The following is a 20878-nucleotide window of genomic DNA, read 5'->3' as shown; positions in this document are numbered from 1 at the left end:
ATGAAAACATTTAAAATAATGCTCTGTGCGCTATTTTTATCCGTAGCGGCTTGGAGCCAAAATGCAAACTTGCCAGAAGGTTTTATAAAAACGGACCGTAGTAAACTTAATATTAACCAAGGTTGGAAGTTCCATTTGGGCGATCCCGACGCCGATTTCTATACATTGGATACGGATGATTCGAAATGGGAGACGGTCAACGTTCCCCACGGATTGGAACTGACTACGATGGACCTGAACGGCGCCCAAGATGATAAGTACCAAAAAACCTTTATGCGAAAAGTAGGATGGTACCGAAAAGAGGTTCAGGTTTCGGAAAATGCGAACACCAAAGTTTTTCTTGAGTTTGAAGGCGTTCACCAAGTAACGGATGTTTGGGTCAATGGCAAACACATCGGTCAGCATGCCGTTGGAGGCTACACCCCTTTCCACTTTGATATTACCGATTTTGTAAATCGAGGGAAAAAAAACCTAGTTACGGTTCTGGCCGATAACCGTAGACGCGAAGACGTTCCACCTGATCCAGGGCCTATGGACTATATCAAGTTTGCCGGCCTATACCGCGATGTATATTTGGTCGAGACCAATCCCTTGCACATTACCTTTAACTGGGAAGCCGAAAATGCCGGCCAGTATATTACCACCCCGACCGTAGATCCGGTAAACCTAAATGCTACGATCAATATCAAAACAACGGTCCGTAATGAAAGTGGCCAATCTAAAAAGACCACGGTAGTAAACAGGATTATAGATGACAACGGACTGGTTGTATTAAAGTTGAAGCAGACCAAAACGATCCCTAGCGGAACGGACGTTCAGTTTAATCTTATCGGAAGTATAGAAGACAATTTAAAACTATGGTCTACCGACGAACCTAATTTGTACCGTGTACATACTTTGGTTTTTGACGATGATCAGGCCGTAGATCAAGCCGAAGTTAAAACAGGCTTTCGTAAAATTGAAATGAACAACCACGACGGTGTCGTCCTTAATGGAAAGCCCATAAAACTCATTGGCACCAATTTGCACCAACACTATGGCTTTATAGGTGATGCCATGCCCAATTCTTTACATTATAAAGATATTCTTCAATTGAAGAAATTAGGCATGAACGTAATTCGTACCGCCCATTACCCACATGACAACTCTTTGCTCGAGGCCTGCGACGAACTCGGTATGTTGGTATATGAAGAAGCCCCGACATGGATGTTAATCGGTAACGAAGCGTGGTTCGACAATTATGAAAAAGCGGCTAGAACCATGGTCAGGAACCATAGAAACCATACCTCTGTATTTATTTGGGGAGCGGGTATCAACCATAGGGGCTATGTGCCTAGGGCCCATAACGTCATCAAACAGGAGGATCCGTTCAGATATACCGCTTCGCAAAGTAGCCGGTGGACGGGTTGGCAAACTTCCGGCCTGACCGATATTTATGGACAAATGGTTTATGGCCCCTATTATTGGAGTGGCGATGAACCCGTTCTGGCCATGGAAGGCCGTCGTGGCCCCGAAGCCGTCAATGCATATATGAACGACCCTATGAAACTGGGACTCATTTCGTGGACGGCCCACGCCTATTACACCTTTCATCCTACCAAAACCCCAAAAAACAGAAGTCGCGGTGGCTTTATGACCGCTTTTCGTTATCCAAGACCCGAGGAAAACTTGGCCTGGTACCCCGCCGAACTTACCGACTACCCCTATCTACATATCGCCACCGATTGGAAAGAAGGCACCAAGGAAGTCGTAGTCTTCAGCAATTCTGAAGAAGTAGAATTAAAAGTGAACGGTAAGACCATAGCCACACAGCATCCTTCCAAAGCCGATAAGTACAAATACCTCAAACATGCCCCGTTCGTTTTTTCCATTCCCGAATACGAAAAAGGAAAACTCACCGCAAATGGTCTGATCGAAGGAAAAGTAGTGGTTTCGGAAACTACCCAGACCCCCGAATCCGCTTATAAAATCGTACTCGAGCCCGATACCGAAGGACGAAAATTTGTTGCCGATGGTTCCGATATCCTTGTAGCCTACGCCAAAGTGGTCGATAAGAACGGAACCCTTTTACAAGATGCCGAGATGAATATCGCATTTTCGGTTAAGGGCGATGCGGAGATTATTGGCGACAAAGAAGGCATAGGTTCCAACCCCATGCCTACGGAGTACGGTGTGGCACCTGTATTGATACGGGCCGGTAACACTCCTGGAAACATAAGCATAACGGCCAAGGCAAAAGGCCTAAAATCAGCTAGTGCAAGGGTAACTACCCAAAAAGCAAATTTTGATGTCATCGCGACTAATGCAAAACCTATTTACGACTTTGAAACACTTAGAGTGGATTTGGGTGGCGAAGAACAATTGGTACAGTTCGATTGGACGCCCTGGAACGGGAAAGACAACGCCCCATCAACCAAAGAGTTCAAAGAATTCGGAGGTTTTTCCGCTACGGTTCAAAGTAAGGGCCATGCCAGTTCGACCCGTTGGTTAGGCGAAATAAATGTTATCGGAAAGTACGGTTTTGCACATGGCGAAGGTGTCTTGGGCATATCTAAAGAAGGACTCAGCCTAGAATTTTCAGGTCTAAGAAAAGGAAGGTACAAATTGAATACGGTGCATCATGCCCCAAGGACCAATACCGATAGTATGGACCCCAATCAAGAAAAAATGGCCACTTATAAAATCTATAAGATTCCCTATGCCAGAGAAATCGGTATTACGCTTAGCGATGCGAACGGTACCTCTACCCTACCGAACATTACGGTTACTGAAGGAGAAAATATGCAGACCACACCGTTTCAACCTACTGAAATCTATTTTGAATCGGATGGAAAAAACAAGGTGATCCTTGTTTTCAAAGGCTCCGACGAAAAAGCGGTTTGGCTCAATAGTTTTATTTTGAGCGAGTGGCATTAAAAAATCACCTTTGAACCTTCTAAAAATCCCTTCGGTTATGCCGAGGGGATTTTTTTTTAAATCTATAGCTTCCCTTTCCCCAAACTATCAAATCCATAAATTCCTCCTACAAAACCTATTAACATCACTTATTATACCCCCGATATTTATATTAAAAATAATTTTATATATTTACCGAAACCATACCAGACCGTACTAGATTTACAAAAAAGATAGTTCCGTACCTGATTTAATATTCCCACTATGAGAAATGTATTGACCTTTTTATGTATAATTTTCAGCTCGTTTTATGTCTTATCACAAGATATGCTTGTTGAAGCAGAGAGTTTTGACAACCCTGGCGGTTGGGTCGTAGATCCACAATTCGTGGAGCAAATGGGCTCGCCTTATCTCAATGCGCACGGCATGGGCAAACCTGTAGAAAATGCATCTACAAAGGTTAATTTTAAAAAATCGGGCACCTATCATATTTGGGTACGTACCATGAACTGGGTTCCCGGCGAATGGGAAGCCCCCGGAAGATTTCAATTAAAGGTAAACCAAACCGTGCTCGACACGGTTTTAGGAACCCGCTCCGGTTGGGGATGGCAGTACGCCGGACAGGCCAAAATCAATAAAAAACAAGCCACTCACATTGAACTGCAAGACCTTACGGGCTTTAACGGGCGTTGCGATGCCATCTATTTTTCGACAAAAAAAACCACGCCCCCCTCTTCCTTAAAAAAATTGACCGCTTGGCGTCAAGAAATTACCGCCGAACCCAATGCCCCCGAAGACTTAAAAACCTATGACCTGGTAGTTGTCGGTGGCGGACTGGCAGGTTGTGCGGCAGCCATAGCAGGAGCCGAACAAGGACTGAAGGTTGCCTTAATTCATGACCGGCCCGTCTTAGGCGGGAATGCCAGTGAAGAAATTCGGGTACACACCGAGGGCATTTATGGTAATTTTGAGCGCATCCTAACAAAAATTGATACCAAACATTATCCTAATGGATCGGCCGAGGCCAAGTTCGACCAACAAAAAAGAGATCAAAACGTTAAGAGTTACGAGAACATCGACTTATTTCTGAACTGGCGTGCCTATGATGCCATTTCCGAAGATAACAGTATCAAATACGTAGATGCCAGACAAACCTTTACAGGGGAAAGAAAACGGTTTACGGCCCCCTATTTTGTCGATTCTACCGGTGATGGTTGGATCGGTTTCTGGGCAGGTGCCGAATTCTCGTACGGTCGGGAAAGTGTCGATACCTACGGAGAACACTGGGAAGAACATGGCGAACTATGGAGCCCGAAGGAAGCCGATAACGCCGTCATGGGTTCTTCCGTACTTTGGGGGTCTACCGACACCGATACGCCCCAGAGCTTTCCTGAAGTACCTTGGGCCATGCCGGTCGCAAAAGACTATGCCGAGGTCAATGGCGAATGGCAGTGGGAGTTTAGCCGAAACGACCTAAGCCAAATTGACGACGCCGAAGAAATACGCGACCATATGCTTCGTGCCATATATGGTTCGTTTTCCAACGCCAAAAAAGACGAGGTCAACAAAAACCGAAGGCTGGAATGGGTTTCTTATTTGGTCGGTAAGCGCGAATCAAGACGATTGGTGGGCGATCATATCTTTACGTTTAACGATGCCAAGGAAGGACGCAAATTTCCCGATGGTGTAGTTATCGAAAAACGAGCGGTAGACGTGCATTACCAAACGGTCTTGGAAGACGAGAAAAATCCAGATTTCATTTCCGAAGCCCTTTTTTATAGAGGACCACAATACTACATTCCTTACCGAAGCCTGTATTCAAAAAACATCAAGAACCTGTTTATGGCCGGGCGTAACTTCAGTTGTTCGCATGCGGGACTCGGCGGACCGAGGGTTATGCTTACCACGGGACAGATGGGTGCGGCCGTAGGCTATGCGGCTTCCCTATGTAAAAAATACGAGGTTATGCCCCGTGATATATACACCGGCTATTTAGACGAATACCTGAATTTGATCGAGGAGCAGAAATACGAAAAAATTCCCACCTCTAAAAAATGAGACAGATTGCCATAGTCTTCCTCTTGCTTGTATCCCATCTTTGTGAAGCGCAATTCGGGTCGGCTATCGCATTTCCCAATAATTCCAAAAGAACAACCCTGGATACCAGTCCGGAGTTCTTCGTCTTAAACTGGGAAGAAGGCTCCGTGCTTGATATCGCGGAAACGCCTATGACCATAATGGTAGATTCGGTCGGGGCCCAAAAAATAAACATACTGCGTAACAAAGACCGCGCGCCCGTACTGTATTCCTCCAATATTGTTACTCCCGTTTGTGCCGATGGCGACTGTAAACTGATGCATATTACCTTATACTGGACGCTCTTGGGCGATTATGCCGGATTTGACCGCTCTGTTGAAGAGCCATTGACCAAACACGACCATGACGAGTTTTTATTCACCGATTACTGGAAGCTACACGAATTGCTTCAAGACCATAATTCCATTTTAAAGAGAAGGGCCATCGATGAACTGGTCACCAAACCGAAGCCCTCTAAAATAGAAGGTGTCGATGCCTTGTCGGGAGCAACGGTAAAAGAGGTGAAAGAATCCGTTGTGTCGGGCGCACTCTACTCCTGTTATGTGGCCTGGCACTTGGTCCATGGTAAAATCAAGGAAGAGCTAAAAGCATATACGCTTGGGCAACAAAATGAAGATATGTTGCTTCGTATGCTCAACAGTACACATACCAATTACCAAATGTATGCCTTGGAAAACCTTGACCAGAATCAATACAAGGCCAATTTCCCTAGAATTTCGGAGCTTTTTAAATCGGGAATTCCTCTGGTCCGGTCCTTCATCATTAAAAACCTGGCCGATATGTTTACCCAATCGCCATCGACCATGCAGCCCTTTTGGGATGCCCTACCGCATATTGACATCAATACCCGAAGTCTACTCCTGAAGCATATCGATACCGCTTCGGAGGCTACGGTAACCGCGATTTCGACACAATTGGGTGTATTGACCAAAAACCAGCTTCTCAAGTTTCTATCGCATTTGGAAGATAAAAAGTCATTATCTGCCGAAATATTGGAAAACCTACGGCGCTTTGCCGCTTCATCTAAAGAGAAGAATGCCTATATTGTTGTTCAATTTTTAGAAGATTACAGCTAGTTGCCCCTTTAAACCCTTACTTTATGATATCGTTCGTTATTGCTATTGCTGTGTTGGTTATCGGATATTACACCTATGGAAAATTGGTGGAAAACATCTTTGGTATCGATACAAAAAGGGAAACCCCGGCAATACGCTTACGTGACGATATTGATTTTATGCCCCTGCCCGCTTGGCGCATATTTCTTATCCAATTTTTAAATATCGCGGGCCTAGGCCCCATTTTCGGGGCCATTGCAGGAGCCATGTTCGGTCCTGCCGCCTTTCTGTGGATCGTACTGGGAAGTATTTTCGCAGGAGCCGTCCACGATTATTTTTCGGGCATGCTCTCCGTTCGCCATAATGGATTAAGCATAAGTGAAATCGTTGGAATTTACTTAGGACCTAAAATGAAACATATCATGCGGTTCTTCACGGTGATACTCTTGATTTTTGTAGGTACCGTTTTTCTGATGGGGCCGGCAAAAATCATAGACGGCATGACCGGTAATATGTGGAACCTTTGGGTTTGGGTAGGAATAATTCTCGCCTATTACATTTTATCTACCCTGCTGCCGATTGATAAAATGATAGGCAAACTTTATCCCGTTTTTGGTATTGCCATGCTTTTAATGGCCTTGGGTTTGCTCATTGCCCTATTTTTCGGCGATTACCAGATTCCAGAACTGACGCCTGCCAACTTAAGGAACATGACCACCGACCCCAAAGCAACCCCACTTTTTCCCATACTTTTCGTAACCATAGCCTGTGGAGCCATATCAGGCTTTCACGCGACCCAGTCGCCACTCATGGCACGTTGTATGCAAAACGAGAGATTGGGCCGAAAAATCTTTTTTGGTACGATGATTACCGAAGGCGTAGTGGCCCTTATATGGGCGGCGGCGGCCATGACTTTTTTCGGAAATGTAGGCGGACTCAATGAAGCCATGTTGGCCAACGGGAATAACGCAGCTTGGGCGGCCAATGAAATATCGCTGAATATGTTGGGGCATGTAGGCGGCATTTTGGCCTTATTGGGTATTGTAGCGGCCCCTATTACATCTGGTGATACCGCTTTTCGCTCGGCAAGGCTGATTTTATCCGACATTTTCAAGAACGACCAAAAGAAAATCAAGAACAGGCTCTATATCAGTGTCCCTCTTTTCATCATCGCTTTTGCCCTTACCCAAATCGATTTCGGAATAATATGGAGGTATTTTGCCTGGAGCAACCAAACCTTGGCCACGGTTGTCCTATGGACGATTACCGCCTACTTGATCTACGAACAAAAGATGTTTTGGATTACCCTTATACCTGCCCTTTTTATGACGATGGTATGCACCACCTACATTCTTATCGCCCCGGAAGGCTTTCAATTGGACAATGACTTGGCCTATATGGGAGGCGGTATCCTTACCTTAATAATCTCGCTGCTTTTTTGGTATTATGCCGTTCAGCGCAAGAAAGTATTTGCGCAGCTGATGTAATCGGAATGTTAGAGCGAGCTTCTTAAAATCAATTTGGTTTCATTGCCCTTTCGCTCCCTTCGCCCCTCCAATATCATTTTGGCGGCCTCCTCGCCCATTTTCTTGAAGTCGGTGCTGATTACCGAAATACCTCCATCTAAAATCTCCTTGGTGCTAGTGTCGTTATAACTTATGAGTCCGATTTCCTTGCCAAGCTTCCAGTTCGATTTACGCGCCAGTTTTATGATCTCTACCATATCACGGTCATAGGCATCAATGGTAATATACAGACTTCCCTTTTCAAAATAATCAGGAGAAAAATCATCGTATACATCGCCTTTAAATTGGTGTTCCGAACAGAACCGCTCAAAACCTTTTTGGACAAAATCACCATGGGGTGCATTCCTGCGGTTGAAAAGGACCAATCTTTGATATTTATTGACCAATTCGATATGTTCCTCCAATAGATTGAAAATATCGTTTTCAAAATCTTGAAAGACCATGCCGCATCCATTGTTGACATTAGGTTCATATTTATCAAGAATGATCAACTTTTCCGGCGGTATCTTGTTCAACACCTTTTGAACGGATTTAGAATCCTTGATATAGGTGGTTATTACAAAATGGGTGTAATTCTTTAAGTTATCCAGAATTAACGGAGCAAATATCTCAATATTCTGATGGTGAAAATACAGACGCACTTTGACCTTATCTCCTAAACTCGAAATCAATGAGTTATAAAGATCTTCCTTAAAAGGCGTAAACTTATCGAGCATAAAAAACACCTTGTACTCGGTCTCTACCGAAAGATCGTTCACAAAATAACCGATTTTGTCGACCGCCCTAACGATTCCCTTTTCACTCAAATGGTTCAATGCCTTAAAAACCGTTTCCCGACTGAAATTAAAATGCGCCGAGAGCTTGTTCACCGATGGCAACCTTTCGTCCAGTACCAACTGCTTCTGTTCGATCTGTGACGTAATACTATCGGCAAGTAAAAGATATTTGGGCTTCTTCGAGTTCTTTTCGATACTAAGTTTTACCATTTATTGTTTCTTGGTGGAACGGAATGACGACAAAAATACTAAAACTAAAAATGCCCTAGTCCGTATTGGTATGTCTTTGAATTTTCCTGAAAAATACAATCTATTTTCAAAAAATCAAGATTAAAACGGCACATCCTACTTCAAATCACTCCCTTCACACATCTCTCATTTAAGACAAAACAATAAGGAAAAATCTTATTAAACCTATTTAATATGAGAGTTTTACAATTGTAAGACCCTTAAAATCCATATTTCACAAAAAAATATTTGGCAAACTTAGATTAATGTTATTTATTTGTTAACGGACTAGACCAGACTAGACTTGTAATCTAGTACGGTCGACCCTATATAACTCACTATTCACCTCTCAACTAAAACTAAAGCTTATGAAAAAAGCGGTCTTATTTTTTCTCCTATCGATATTCGCGCTTTGCGAAATATCGGCACAAATTACGGTCTCAGGTACCGTAAGCGATGAACAGGGTATCCCTATACCCGCTGCCAACATTGTTGAAAAGGGAACGACCAACGGAGTTGTTGCCGACTTCGACGGAAACTTTAGCATTGAAACCCAAGAAGGGGCAACCCTTGTTTTCAGCTCAATCGGTTATGGAACCGTTGAAAAAACCGTTAACAGTGAAACAACCTTAAACATAACCATGGCAGAAGAAGCCTCACAACTCGATGAGGTGGTCGTAGTAGGGTACGGAACACAAAAGGCGGTCAACCTTACCGGATCGGTAGAAACCGTAAAGGCCGAGGAAATAGCTAAGCAACCCGTTGCCCAGGCCTCGCAGGCATTGGCAGGTCTTGTTCCCGGTCTTACAGCTACCCAATCTAGTGGCCAACCGGGCTCAGACGGTGCTGCCATTCGTATTCGCGGGGTGGGAACTTTAGGTAATGGCGCCAAAAACAACCCCTTGATTTTGGTCGATGGTATTCCTGACGACATCAACGGATTAGATCCCAGTGACATTGAATCCATTTCCGTTTTAAAAGATGCCTCGGCAGCGGCCATATATGGTTCACGTGCTGCCAACGGGGTAATCCTTATTACTACCAAAAGAGGTAAAGAGGGAAAAATAAGTACTTCCTATAATACCTATGTTGGAATACAGAGCGTAGCGCAAAACTTAAAGTTCTTGGATGGACTTGGTTATATGGAAGCTTTTAACTCTGCAGAACCTGGTGCTTTTTCCGATGACATACTCAACCAATACCGTTCTGGTAATGGCGTAGGTACCGAAACCTTGCCCGACACCGATTGGGTAGACCTGCTTTTTAATTCGGCCGCCGTACAGCAATACCACAGCCTTTCGGTTCGTGGGGGATCTGAAAAACTTAAAGTGGCCAGTTCCATATCTTTTACCGACCAAGACGGTAACATCGCCAACTTCAAGTTTAAACGATATAACGGTAGGTTCAACCTAGATTATGCCCTAAGCAAAAAGCTAGATTTGGCCTTTGACCTCAACTTTAGAAGGGAACAAAAAAGTCAACCCGCCCGTCTTCAAGACATTACCCGTTCAGCATACCGCCTTCAGCCCCTGTTCATCGCCTATAACGATGATGGCACTTACGGTCCTGGTTTTGGAGGTAGTAACCCTGTGGCCTTGGCCAATTCGTCCGCAAAGGATGAAACCATTTCAAACTACTTCAGGGCTTTGGCAAAAGTGACCTATAGACCTTTTAACAACTTTTCTATCTCGGCCACCTATGCCCCTCAATTCTTTGACAGGGACCAAGATGATTATAGGGCTAAATACACCTATTACGAAGGTTCTGGCGGACCTGCTCAAAGTACTCTTGGCGCCGGTAAGTCTGAAAGTTCCCTATTTAAAGAAACTTTCACTACGTTCCAAGACAACTTTAACGCCGTTGCCAACTGGGGCAAGAAATTTGGTGATCACGACATCTCTGTCTTAGGAGGATATGAATTTCTAAAATTCAAATCGGAAGTATGGTCCGCTAGCAGGAGAGGATTCGTTCTAGATGAATTTAGGGGCTTAGACAACGGATTGCCCGATACGCAATTAAACTCAGGTAGTTCAACCCTTAACGGATTGGAGTCCTTATTCGGACGGATCAACTATACCTATAAGGATAGATATCTATTTGAGGCCAATGTTAGAAAAGATGCTTCTTCCCGTTTTGCCAAAGGTTATCGTTCGGCCACCTTCCCCTCTTTTTCAGTGGGCTGGGTAGCATCGGAAGAGAACTTTCTAAAAGATAATGAAACGATTAACTTTTTAAAGTTCAGGGCTTCTTGGGGACAATTGGGCAACCAGTTCATCTTTTCGGCCAACAAGACCGACAATAATGGGGATGCCGTACAAGGTGCCGACGGTTCGGCCGTGGCAGAAGAAGTCAACTTCCCCTACACCTCGCTTTTCGGCCTTGGTAATGCCAATGCCGTTATCGGTGGTACACCTACCGTAGGTGGAGCCCAATTGGTTTTGGCCAATTCGCAATTGCAATGGGAAACCGGGGAAACCCAAAACATTGGTGTAGATGCCAAATTTCTCAATAGTAAATTATCCTTTACCGGTGAGTATTATGTTCGTAAAACAAAAGACATCCTTTTAGGCGTTACCATACCCACATCGGTTGGTTTAGAGGCCCCTGTACAGAATGCGGGTGAAGTCTGGAACACAGGATACGACATCAGTTTGGGTTGGAACGATATGATCGGCGAAAACTTTCGCTATGGCATCAACATCAATTACTCCGGTTTTGATAACGAGATCAAAAGCTTGGGCGGCCTTGACCAATTGCCTCCAGGAAACACCATTAATCGTGTTGGGGAAGAAATTGGTGCAATCTACGGCCTAAAGGTAGACGGTCTTTACCAAGAAAGTGATTTTGACGTAGACGGAAACCTCAACGCTTCCTTGCCCACACCTGGTTTTGGGGCCATTCAAGCAGGTGACATCAAATATTCAGATATTTCAGGTCCAGAAGGGGTTCCAGATGGCTTGATCACCAATGATGACCGAACCATTATAGGTAGCAATATTACTACTGAAAACTGGGGACTTGAGCTATTTTCCGCTTACAAAGGCCTTGACCTTTCGGTTTCCTTGTTAGGTGCCGGAGGAAGGGATGTGGTCTTGGAAGGAGATGCTGGTTGGGCCTTTTATAACGCAGGAAAAATCCAAGAATGGCAAGCCGACTATTGGACACCCTCCAATACGAACGCCCAATACCCCCGCTTGACCCCAGGAAGTTCACACCCGAACTGGCGCGTGAACGAAACCTGGATGCACGATGCCTCCTATGTAAGGTTAAGAAACGTAACCCTCGGGTATAAATTACCCTACGACCTGATCGACAAGTTCAGTATTTCTGCCGCTCGAATCTATGTGTCGGGTCAAAACCTAGCCACTTGGGACCATATGCCAGAAGGTATAGACCCATTGACCCCACAATTTTCACAAGGTAGTTTTTACCCTGTAACCAAGGTTTTCACAATGGGCCTTAACGTAACATTCTAATCGCATAATTTCTATACAATGAAAAATATAAAATATATCATCTTGATAAGTCTAAGCTTGCTGGTTTTCCCTGCTTGTGAAGACACCGTATTGAACTTAGAAGACCCGGGCAGTCCTACGGATGCAACTTTCTTTAGAACCGAAGCGCAACTAGAAGTTGCCCTTACGGGAGTCTATGAAAGTCTAAACTACGTGCGAAATGTTCCTTTTCCACAATTATTGGATCACACCACCGACTATGCCTACAACAGGGGTAATGTCGGAGGTACCGTAGCGGTCACTACCGGTGGTGTTACTTCTACCGAGGCAATCGTAAACGGTTTCTGGGACAATTTCTACACAGGCATCCAACGCGCCAACAACTTGCTCACCAACATGAACAAGGCCGAAGACGCTTCAGACCCCAATCGCTTCGAACAGATCAAGGCCGAGGCTTTATTCTTAAGAGCCCTCTTCTATAGCTATTTGACCGAGCTCTATGGTGATGTTCCCTTTAGGACAGAGGTAACCTCATTGGAAGATCTTGAAATAATCGCCAGAACGCCCAAAGCTGAAATCGTTGCGAGCATCATTTCTGACTTAGAGGAAGCTGCCGCGATCTTGCCCCCTACCCAATCGGCCAACGAAAGAGGACGGGCTTCGGGCAATGCCGCCAATGCACTGATTTCACGTATCGCGCTTTACAACGAAGATTATGAACTGGCCGAAAAGGCTGCACTCAAGGTTATGAACTCCCCCGAGGCGCCTAGCCTATACCCCGACTACGAAGCCTTATTTACCGATTCAGGTGTTGGCTCCGCTGAAGTCTTACTTGACCTTTCGTACATGAACGGCACAAAAACACACAGTCTTTCTCAAGTACAAGGAAGTCGTTTCGGTGGATGGTGCCAATTGGTACCCAACCAACAAACAGTCGATAGTTATGAGACCGTAAACGGACTTCCCATTGATGAAGATCCTGATTTTGACCCTGCCAATCCGTTTGAAAACCGTGATCCCCGTTTGGCGGCTACGATTGCGCTACCAAATAACATATGGACAGGTCACATCATTCAACAACACAGTGACAGTATCGCGACTTGGCGTATAGAAGATGGTGTAAAGGTGGAAAGAGTCTTTAACCCTAATGCGGCCAACCCGGCAGGACGAAAAATCATAGATCCCTATGATGGTACCGAGTATGTAACCGGAGGAGCCAACCGCTTTACGGCCTTTACGGGTTATTTCTGGAAAAAATTCTCTGACGCCCCTAGGTTATTGGGTTCATTGACCGGAGGACCAAGTCCCCTTCAATCGGAACAGACCATTTACCTTATGAGGTACGCCGAAGTATTATTGAACTATGCTGAAGCCAAAATAGAGGCCGGAACCATAGATGCAAGTGTATTAAATGCCATCAACGATGTACGTGAACGTGCTTACAACAATAGTGGCTTTACATATCCCGAGGTAACGACTACCGATCAGGCCGAACTCAGAAAAATAATCAGAAGGGAACGCAAGGTAGAATTTGCCGACGAAGGTTTACGCCTCTTCGATATAAGAAGATGGAAAATAGCCGAAAAAGTATTAAATACCACCGTTTTGGGCGGACCTGCAAACGGCTTCAGCAAAATAGGGGATTTAGACTTTGTTCCCAATATTGATGATGACGGTTATATCGATTACACCGGGGCTCCCTCACAACCAAGGGTTGAACTGGGGAACCTTGATTATAGGGAATTGGAAGAAAGAACATTCGATCCCGGAAAGCATTACCTATGGCCCATACCCCAAGCCGAGATTGATGCTACCGAGAATGTCGTAACCCAAAATCCCGGGTATTAAAATTCATTGATTTTGTTTTTGTTAGTTTTTTTGAAAATAGGGGATATTAGGTCTATCCCCTATTTTTTCACTACATAAACAAGAATAATAAAGTATATTCATAAACAAGAATGGGCACCATAGATATTACGGTAATACTAATTTTTACTTTACTCGTGTTTGTATGCGGACTAAGTTTCTCAAAGTCCGGTAAAAACATGAAGTCATTTTTTGCCGCAGGCGGGGCACTGCCCTGGTGGATGAGCGGACTTTCTCTCTTTATGAGTTTCTTTTCCGCGGGTACCTTTGTGGTATGGGGCTCCATAGCCTATTCCAGCGGCTGGGTAGCTATCACCATTCAAACGACCATGTGCATAGCCGGTGTACTTATCGGTTTTTTCATCGCCCCGAAATGGCAAAAAACCAAAGCGCTGACCGCCGCCGAGTTCATTACGGACCGCTTAGGTTACAGCACTCAAAAAATTTATACGTATCTGTTCCTGTTAATATCCATTTTTACTACTGGTGCATTTTTATATCCCGTAGCCAAGATTGTAGAGGTATCAACAGGTTTCCCCATAAGTACCAGCATAATCGTACTGGGAATCTTAATTTTAATTTACACGGCAGTTGGCGGCCTTTGGGCCGTAATCGTTACCGATGTACTTCAGTTTGTAGTACTTACTGCGGCCGTTTTAATCGTGGTACCGCTTTCACTTGATAAAATTGGGGGCATAGGGAACTTTGTTTCGCAAGCACCCGAGAATTTTTTCAATTTGGTAAATGAGGAGTACACATGGGGCTTTATGATTGCCTTTGGATTGTACAACCTCTTCTTCATTGCGGGCAATTGGGCCTATGTACAACGCTATACCAGTGTGGCCACCCCAAAAGATGCCAAAAAAGTAGGATGGCTTTTCGGCGGACTCTATCTCGTTAGTCCGTTAGTTTGGATGTTGCCCCCTATGATCTATAGGGTACTGAACCCAGATTTGGGCGGCTTGGCCGACGAAGGGGCCTATCTCTTAATGTGTAAGGAAGTACTGCCCGTAGGAATGTTGGGGTTAATGTTAGGCGGAATGATCTTTGCCACATCGAGTTCGGTCAATACAACTTTAAACATCTCGGCAGGTGTCCTGTCCAATGACCTTTACAAACATTTTAGGCCCAATGCCGACAACGATCAATTGGTCAAAGTCGGTAGAATGGCAACCATAGGTTTGGGCATACTGACAATTATAATCGCCCTCTTGGTACCATATATGGGCGGCATCGTAGAAGTGGTCATGAGTTTGGCGGCCATAACGGGCGGTGCCATGTTCTTACCTCCCATGTGGGCCTTGTTCAGTAAATACCAAACGGGCAAAAGTGCCTTGATCGTTACCGTAGTCACTTTGGCCATCAACGCTTTTTTTAAATTCTTGGCCCCTAGCCTTCTCGATTTTTCGTTTGACAGGGCCCAAGAAATGGGATTTGGCATGGGTATTCCCGTACTGCTTTTAGCGGCATTTGAAATATATGCCCGTACACAGAAAAAACCGACCATAGCCTACGACAACTATCAACTTAAAGTTGCCGATAAAAATTTGGAGGCGGAAGAAGAATCCGCTTCCGGAAACCAAAAAGGCACACGGGTCATAGGTATAGGCGTAGCCCTAACCGGTCTATTGATCGTAATACTATCATTCATGGCCGAAACCGGAGCGGTACTCGTAGGTGGAATGGGACTTTTTGTCTTACTGTTAGGCAGTTTTATTATCTATAAATCGAGTCAAAATATTTCAGGCTAAGCGGCTCTACCTACATTTTTTCCTTAACACACCAAATCAAATTATTAAAGTTCAAATTGCATTTTATGATTTCAGAAGCATATAGTCCACAAACGAGAAATACAAAGACCGTAAAACTACAGGCCGACCTTGTTGTCGTCGGTGGAGGTCTTTCAGGTGTCTGTGCCGCCATAACCGCGGCACGATCCGGCCTAAAAGTCGTTCTTATACAAGACCGTCCCGTACTTGGTGGAAACGCCTCGTCAGAGGTTCGGCTGTGGAGCCTGGGTGCCACCTCTCACATGGGCAACAACAACCGATGGAGCCGTGAAGGCGGATTGATCAATGAAATCCTTTTGGATAACCTAAAACGAAATAAAGAAGGCAACCCATTGTTGTTCGACACCGTACTGCTTGAAAAGGTATACGAAGAGAACAATATTACCCTTCTACTTAATACAGCGGTCTATGAGGTTGAAAAAGGCAAAGACGACCTGGTAAAGAACGTAACCGCCTTTTGTAGCCAGAACTCAACGACCTATATCGCCAGCGCCCCACTTTTCTGTGATGCTTCCGGTGATGGTATTGTTGCCTTTATGGCCGGAGCCTCGTTCCGTATGGGGGCGGAGACCAAAGAGGAGTTTGATGAGGGATTCGCACCGAATATCGAAGATTATGGCAACCTTTTAGGGCACTCTCTGTACTTTTACACTAAAGATGTAGGCAAGCCTATTAGCTATACGCCTCCCTCCTTTGCCATAAAGAATGCAGAAGAACTTCCACGTATCAAAAACTTTCAATTAGGCGACCATGGTTGTAAATTGTGGTGGGTAGAGCACGGCGGACGCCTCGATACCGTCCATCAATCGGAAGACATTAAATTTGAACTGTGGAAGGTGGTTTATGGGATTTGGGACTATGTAAAGAACAGTGGCAAGTTTCCCGAAGCGGCCAACCTAACGTTAGAATGGGTAGGCACCATACCCGGCAAACGGGAAAGCCGTCGTTTTGAAGGCGACTTTATGCTGACCCAAAAAGATATTGTCGAACAACGCGATTATTACGATGCGGTCTCCTTTGGCGGTTGGGCCATGGATTTGCATCCCGCCGATGGCATCTATAGCGAACACAACTCTTGTACCCAATGGCATGGTAAAGGCGTATATTCCATACCCTACCGTTGCTACTATTCAAAAAACATCGAGAACCTGTTCCTTGCGGGCCGGATTATCAGTGCCAGTCATGTGGCCTTTGGTTCTTCAAGGGTTATGCTCACCTGTGCACACGGAGCCCAAGCGGTAGGTCAAGCCGCAGTTCTATGTAAAGAAGAAGGTTTACTTCCTAAAGACATTGCTTCCAAAGAACACATTGCAAAGCTGCAACTGGCCTTGAACAGAAACGGACAAAGTATTCCCCGCATCGCCCTGAACGACACCGATGACTTGGTAGCAAAGGCGAATGTAGAAGCGAGCTCTAGCTTGAAATTCAAAGGTTTTTCGGAAGCCGACGACTGGCACCCCCTAAAGTTCGGACTTGCCCAAATGCTACCGCTTAAGGCGAACGAAACCTATAGTTTTGAAATTGAAGTAGATGCCTCGGAAGCAACCAGCCTAGAACTTCAGCTTAAAAGTTGTTCGACCCCTAACCATTTTACCCCAGATGTGGTTATTGATAAAAAGGAAGTCGACTTACAAAAAGGAAAACAAAAAATTACTTTTACCACTACCAAAACACAGGAGCAAGATCATTATTCGTTCTTCTGCCTAATGAAAAACGAAAAGGTAAAAGTCCGTCTTTCAGATGAGCGTATCACAGGTTTAATGACTGTTGAGAATAAAATAAATAAAGCGGTATCCAATTACGGAAGACAAGACCCTCCGGCCGACATCAATGTTGACAGTTTTGAGTTTTGGACCCCCGAACGCCGTCCTAAAGGAAAAAATATAGCCCTTCAAATGGCAAAGGCCCTACCTATTTTTGAACCCGATAATATCAAAAACGGCGAAGTTCGGCCCAACGCTAACGGAAACACCAATGCTTGGGTTGCCGAAATAGAAGATAAAAAACCGACACTGCACTTAAAATGGGACGATAAAGTCAATATAAAAAGCATAAAACTCTTTTTTGACTGCGACTATGACCACGCCTTGGAAACTACCCTTATGGGACATCCGGAAGATGTCATTCCTTTTGTGGTGGACAATTATACGGTCAAGGATGCTTCCGGCAAACTCTTAAAGGAAGTCAAAGGAAATTACCAGGCCATAAACACCATTGAATTGGACGAAGCAATTAGTACCGATGCATTGGTCTTCGAGTTTAGCAAAAAAGAAAGGCATATACCTGTTTCCCTATTTAAAATATCAGCTTATAACTAATCCCTATAAAAACAAAATGGTTAAGAACGTAATTGGAATTTGTATCATTCTAATTCTGGGTACTTCGCAAGTCGATGCCCAGAAAGATACCCCTGTCCGATTACCTGATATCGCTTCCTTTGACCAAGACCTATTTGTTCCTGATATCACCCAAGGCCCACCTGAAGCGGGTAAGCGGGTGCGTCAAACCTTGGCTTCGTACCAAAACACCGAAGTCTACCACTTGCTCTACCTGCCCAGCAATTATAAAGAGGGCAAAAAATACCCGGTCATTGTCGAATATCCGGGCAATGGGCCATATACAAGTGCTGCCGGTGACCTTTCAACGGGCCAGGTAGACGGTTGCAATTTAGGCTACGGCCTAAGCGAAGGCAAAGATTTCATTTGGGTGAGCATGCCCTTTATCAGTGTTGATGGCCAAGAAAACCAAAAATGGTGGTGGGGCGACATCGAAGCAAGCAAAAAATACTGTATGGACGCGGTCAAAGAGGTCTGTGACAAATATGGAGGTGATGCTTCCAAGGTCGTTTTGGCCGGGTTTTCACGAGGAGCCATTGCCGTAAACTATATCGGGCTTCGCGATGATGAAATTTCCCCTCTTTGGAAGGCCTTTATCGTCAATTCGCATTACGACGGCCTAAAGACATGGGACTACCCCAATTCCGACAAGGCTTCCGCCCTTGAACGGCTGAAACGGCTGAACGGGAGGCCCCAGTTCATTTGTGCCGAGGGTCATGGAACAAGTAAAAGTAAAAATTACCTTGCCCACTCAGGAATTCAAGGAAATTTTACTTTTATGGATATTCCCATTAAAAACCATACCAATACTTGGCCCCTATACCAATTGAAAGAACGGAAGATTATAAGGGCATGGCTATCGGAAGTAATCGAAAAAAACTAAAAAACAACAATGTACCATGAGAAAAGTAATCTTGACATCGGCATTCGCTATCGCCATTCTGATAAGCATTACTTCATGCAAAAATGCGACCGAGGAAAAAAATAAAGTCCTTAGCATGCGCTATGGCAATACCGTGGTTTCCTTGTTGACTGCAGCCAACGGCCAACTAGCCTTCCTTATCAACAAAGACCGGCAGGTGGTTCTAGATACTTCGCTATTAGGTCTTAAGGTCGATGGCAAACATTTAGGAAAGAATGCCTCCCTATCGCTTTTAGAACAAAAAGAAATAGCCCTAGAATACCCTCTTAACGGCATAAAAAGTAAGGCCTCGTACACAGGAGATCTATACATATACGAGGTTTCCGAAGCGGATGGAAGCGATTGGAAATTGGAATTTCAACTTTCCGATGAAGGTGTGGCCTACCGTTATACGGTTTCTGGCGAAGGTACCCAACATGTACAGGGCGAAGAGAGCAGTTTTAAACTACCGAACGAAACCAAAGTATGGTACTTTGAGCGTGATAACGATTGGAAGTTGAAATCGCATGCCGGTGAATGGCTTTCCGCCGATATTTCCGAGATGCCAACGGTTTCCAAAATGGGTCCGATACAAGGCTTGACCCTCACTTGTGAACTTCCACAAGGGGGATATGCACTGTTGGCCGAAGCCGGTCTCTTTAATTATAGCGGTATGCGTTTGGAAGCCATAGGCAAGAATTCGTTCAAGGCGAATTTCGAAGAAGGCGATGCCGGGTTTGATGTGAAAGGTAGACTCACCACTCCTTGGCGCTGTGTTCTTTTGGCCGATACCCTGAACGATTTGGCGAACAATACCATGGTAGCTTCCCTTAACCCTGCTCCAGATGCCAATTTATTTGCCGATACCGACTGGATCAAACCCGGAAAGTCCGTTTGGCACTGGTGGTCGGGAAAATACGTCAACTATAAAGAAGAGCACGATATGGTCGATGATGCCCAGTCGCTTGGTTTTTCATATTCCATGGTAGACGAAGGTTGGGAAAGATGGCCCAATAAATGGGAGTCGGTTACCAAGCTTTGTGATTATGCGAAGGAAAAAGGAGTCGGTATTTTTGTTTGGAAGCATTCCAAGGAAATCAATTTCCCCGAAAACGATTATGCGGTAATGAGGCATTTTTTAGACAGCGTAAAGCAGACCGGTGCCGTTGGGGTAAAAGTCGATTTTATGAACGGCCAGGGCAAATCGATCATCTCCTTTGATGAAGCCTTACTAAAAAAAGCGGCAGAACTGCAATTGATGGTCAATTTTCACGGTTGCCAACAAAGTTCGGGCGAATATCGCACCTACCCGAATGAGGTTACCCGTGAAGGTATACGTGGCCTAGAGGTGAACCATATGAAAGAGGGTCCCCTACCCGCTTCCCACAATGCCGCATTGCCGTTTACAAGATACGTTACCGGTCATGGCGACTATACCCCACTCGGCCTTACCGAGCCAGGTGAAACTACTTGGGCCCATCAATTGGCTACTTTGGTCACTTTTTATTCGCCCTTTAACTGTATTGCGGAAAACACCCAGTTTCTACTGAAAACCAAGAGTGTTCAGCCTGCATTGGATTTTATTAAGACCGTGCCTTCGGTCTGGGACGAAACCTTTGTCTTGCCCCAAAGTAAGATCGGGGAATTGGCGGCCATAGCCAGACGTAAAAACAACGACTGGTATTTGGGCGTACTCCGTAGTGGTCCTTCCCAAGAAATGCAAATCGACTGTAGTTTTTTAGGGGATGGTGAATACCTCGCTGAAATCTTTACCGACGATACCGAGGCCGAGCGTATTAATTTGGAAGGACTTAATAAAGAAGCCAACCTACGCCAATGGAATACGGCCCTACCCTTTAAAAAATCGACCGAAACGGTTTCTCAAGAAAAAACGATAAGCATTCATTTGGCCGAGCACGGTGGTGCCACCATAAAGTTTACCAAAAAATAAAT

Annotated in this window: 11 protein-coding genes; 10 read left to right on the top strand and 1 reads right to left on the bottom strand. The window is 44.9% G+C overall.

Translation table 11 applies throughout. From position 1 onward, the window contains the following. The 4 genes from ZOBGAL_RS16970 to ZOBGAL_RS16955 all read left to right on the top strand — a co-directional run bounded on the left by ZOBGAL_RS16970 (position 1) and on the right by ZOBGAL_RS16955 (position 7534). The gene (locus ZOBGAL_RS16970; protein ID WP_013994941.1) at positions 1–2916 is read left to right on the top strand and encodes a glycoside hydrolase family 2 protein; all 2916 of its coding nucleotides are present in this window, start codon (positions 1–3) and stop codon (positions 2914–2916) included. Between the two features lie 243 nt (positions 2917–3159). After that, entirely contained in the window at positions 3160–4953 is a 1794-nt protein-coding gene (locus tag ZOBGAL_RS16965) for an FAD-dependent oxidoreductase (protein WP_013994940.1), read from the top strand. After that, the gene (locus ZOBGAL_RS22845) at positions 4950–6068 is read left to right on the top strand and encodes a hypothetical protein (protein WP_013994939.1); all 1119 of its coding nucleotides are present in this window, start codon (positions 4950–4952) and stop codon (positions 6066–6068) included. Before ZOBGAL_RS16965 ends, ZOBGAL_RS22845 begins: the two co-directional genes overlap by 4 nt. Positions 6069–6091: 23 nt before the next feature. Continuing rightward, positions 6092–7534: a carbon starvation CstA family protein gene (locus ZOBGAL_RS16955; protein WP_013994938.1), complete on the top strand. Its 1443-nt coding sequence runs from the start codon at positions 6092–6094 to the stop codon at positions 7532–7534. An 8-nt stretch (positions 7535–7542) separates the two neighbouring features. Here ZOBGAL_RS16955 and ZOBGAL_RS16950 read toward each other — a convergent pair whose 3' ends face one another. Continuing rightward, complete coding sequence (locus tag ZOBGAL_RS16950) at positions 7543–8559, bottom strand: GntR family transcriptional regulator (protein ID WP_013994937.1); 1017 nt, start codon at positions 8557–8559, stop codon at positions 7543–7545. A 386-nt stretch (positions 8560–8945) separates the two neighbouring features. On the opposite strand from ZOBGAL_RS16950, the gene ZOBGAL_RS16945 reads away from it, so the two are divergent. From ZOBGAL_RS16945 to ZOBGAL_RS16920, 6 genes are all read left to right on the top strand, one after another. Continuing rightward, positions 8946–12053: a SusC/RagA family TonB-linked outer membrane protein gene (locus tag ZOBGAL_RS16945; RefSeq protein WP_013994935.1), complete on the top strand. Its 3108-nt coding sequence runs from the start codon at positions 8946–8948 to the stop codon at positions 12051–12053. A gap of 18 nt (positions 12054–12071) precedes the next feature. Next, complete coding sequence (locus tag ZOBGAL_RS22840; protein WP_013994934.1) at positions 12072–13880, top strand: RagB/SusD family nutrient uptake outer membrane protein; 1809 nt, start codon at positions 12072–12074, stop codon at positions 13878–13880. A gap of 197 nt (positions 13881–14077) precedes the next feature. After that, on the top strand, positions 14078–15649 hold the full coding sequence (locus tag ZOBGAL_RS16935) for a sodium:solute symporter family protein (protein ID WP_231854768.1): 1572 nt from the start codon (positions 14078–14080) through the stop codon (positions 15647–15649). A 65-nt stretch (positions 15650–15714) separates the two neighbouring features. Continuing rightward, positions 15715–18006 carry an FAD-dependent oxidoreductase gene (locus ZOBGAL_RS16930; RefSeq protein WP_013994932.1) on the top strand — a complete coding sequence of 764 codons (2292 nt, stop codon included), beginning with the start codon at positions 15715–15717 and terminating at the stop codon, positions 18004–18006. 16 nt (positions 18007–18022) lie between these two features. Continuing rightward, entirely contained in the window at positions 18023–18907 is an 885-nt protein-coding gene (locus tag ZOBGAL_RS16925; protein ID WP_013994931.1) for an alpha/beta hydrolase, read from the top strand. A gap of 16 nt (positions 18908–18923) precedes the next feature. After that, complete coding sequence (locus ZOBGAL_RS16920; RefSeq protein WP_013994930.1) at positions 18924–20876, top strand: glycoside hydrolase family 97 protein; 1953 nt, start codon at positions 18924–18926, stop codon at positions 20874–20876. The last annotated feature ends 2 nt before the right edge of the window (positions 20877–20878 follow it).

The organism is Zobellia galactanivorans, assembly GCF_000973105.1.
Lineage (GTDB): Bacteria > Bacteroidota > Bacteroidia > Flavobacteriales > Flavobacteriaceae > Zobellia > Zobellia galactanivorans.
Note: the sequence above shows the minus strand (reverse complement) of the source record. Positions and strands in the feature narration are given on the sequence as shown.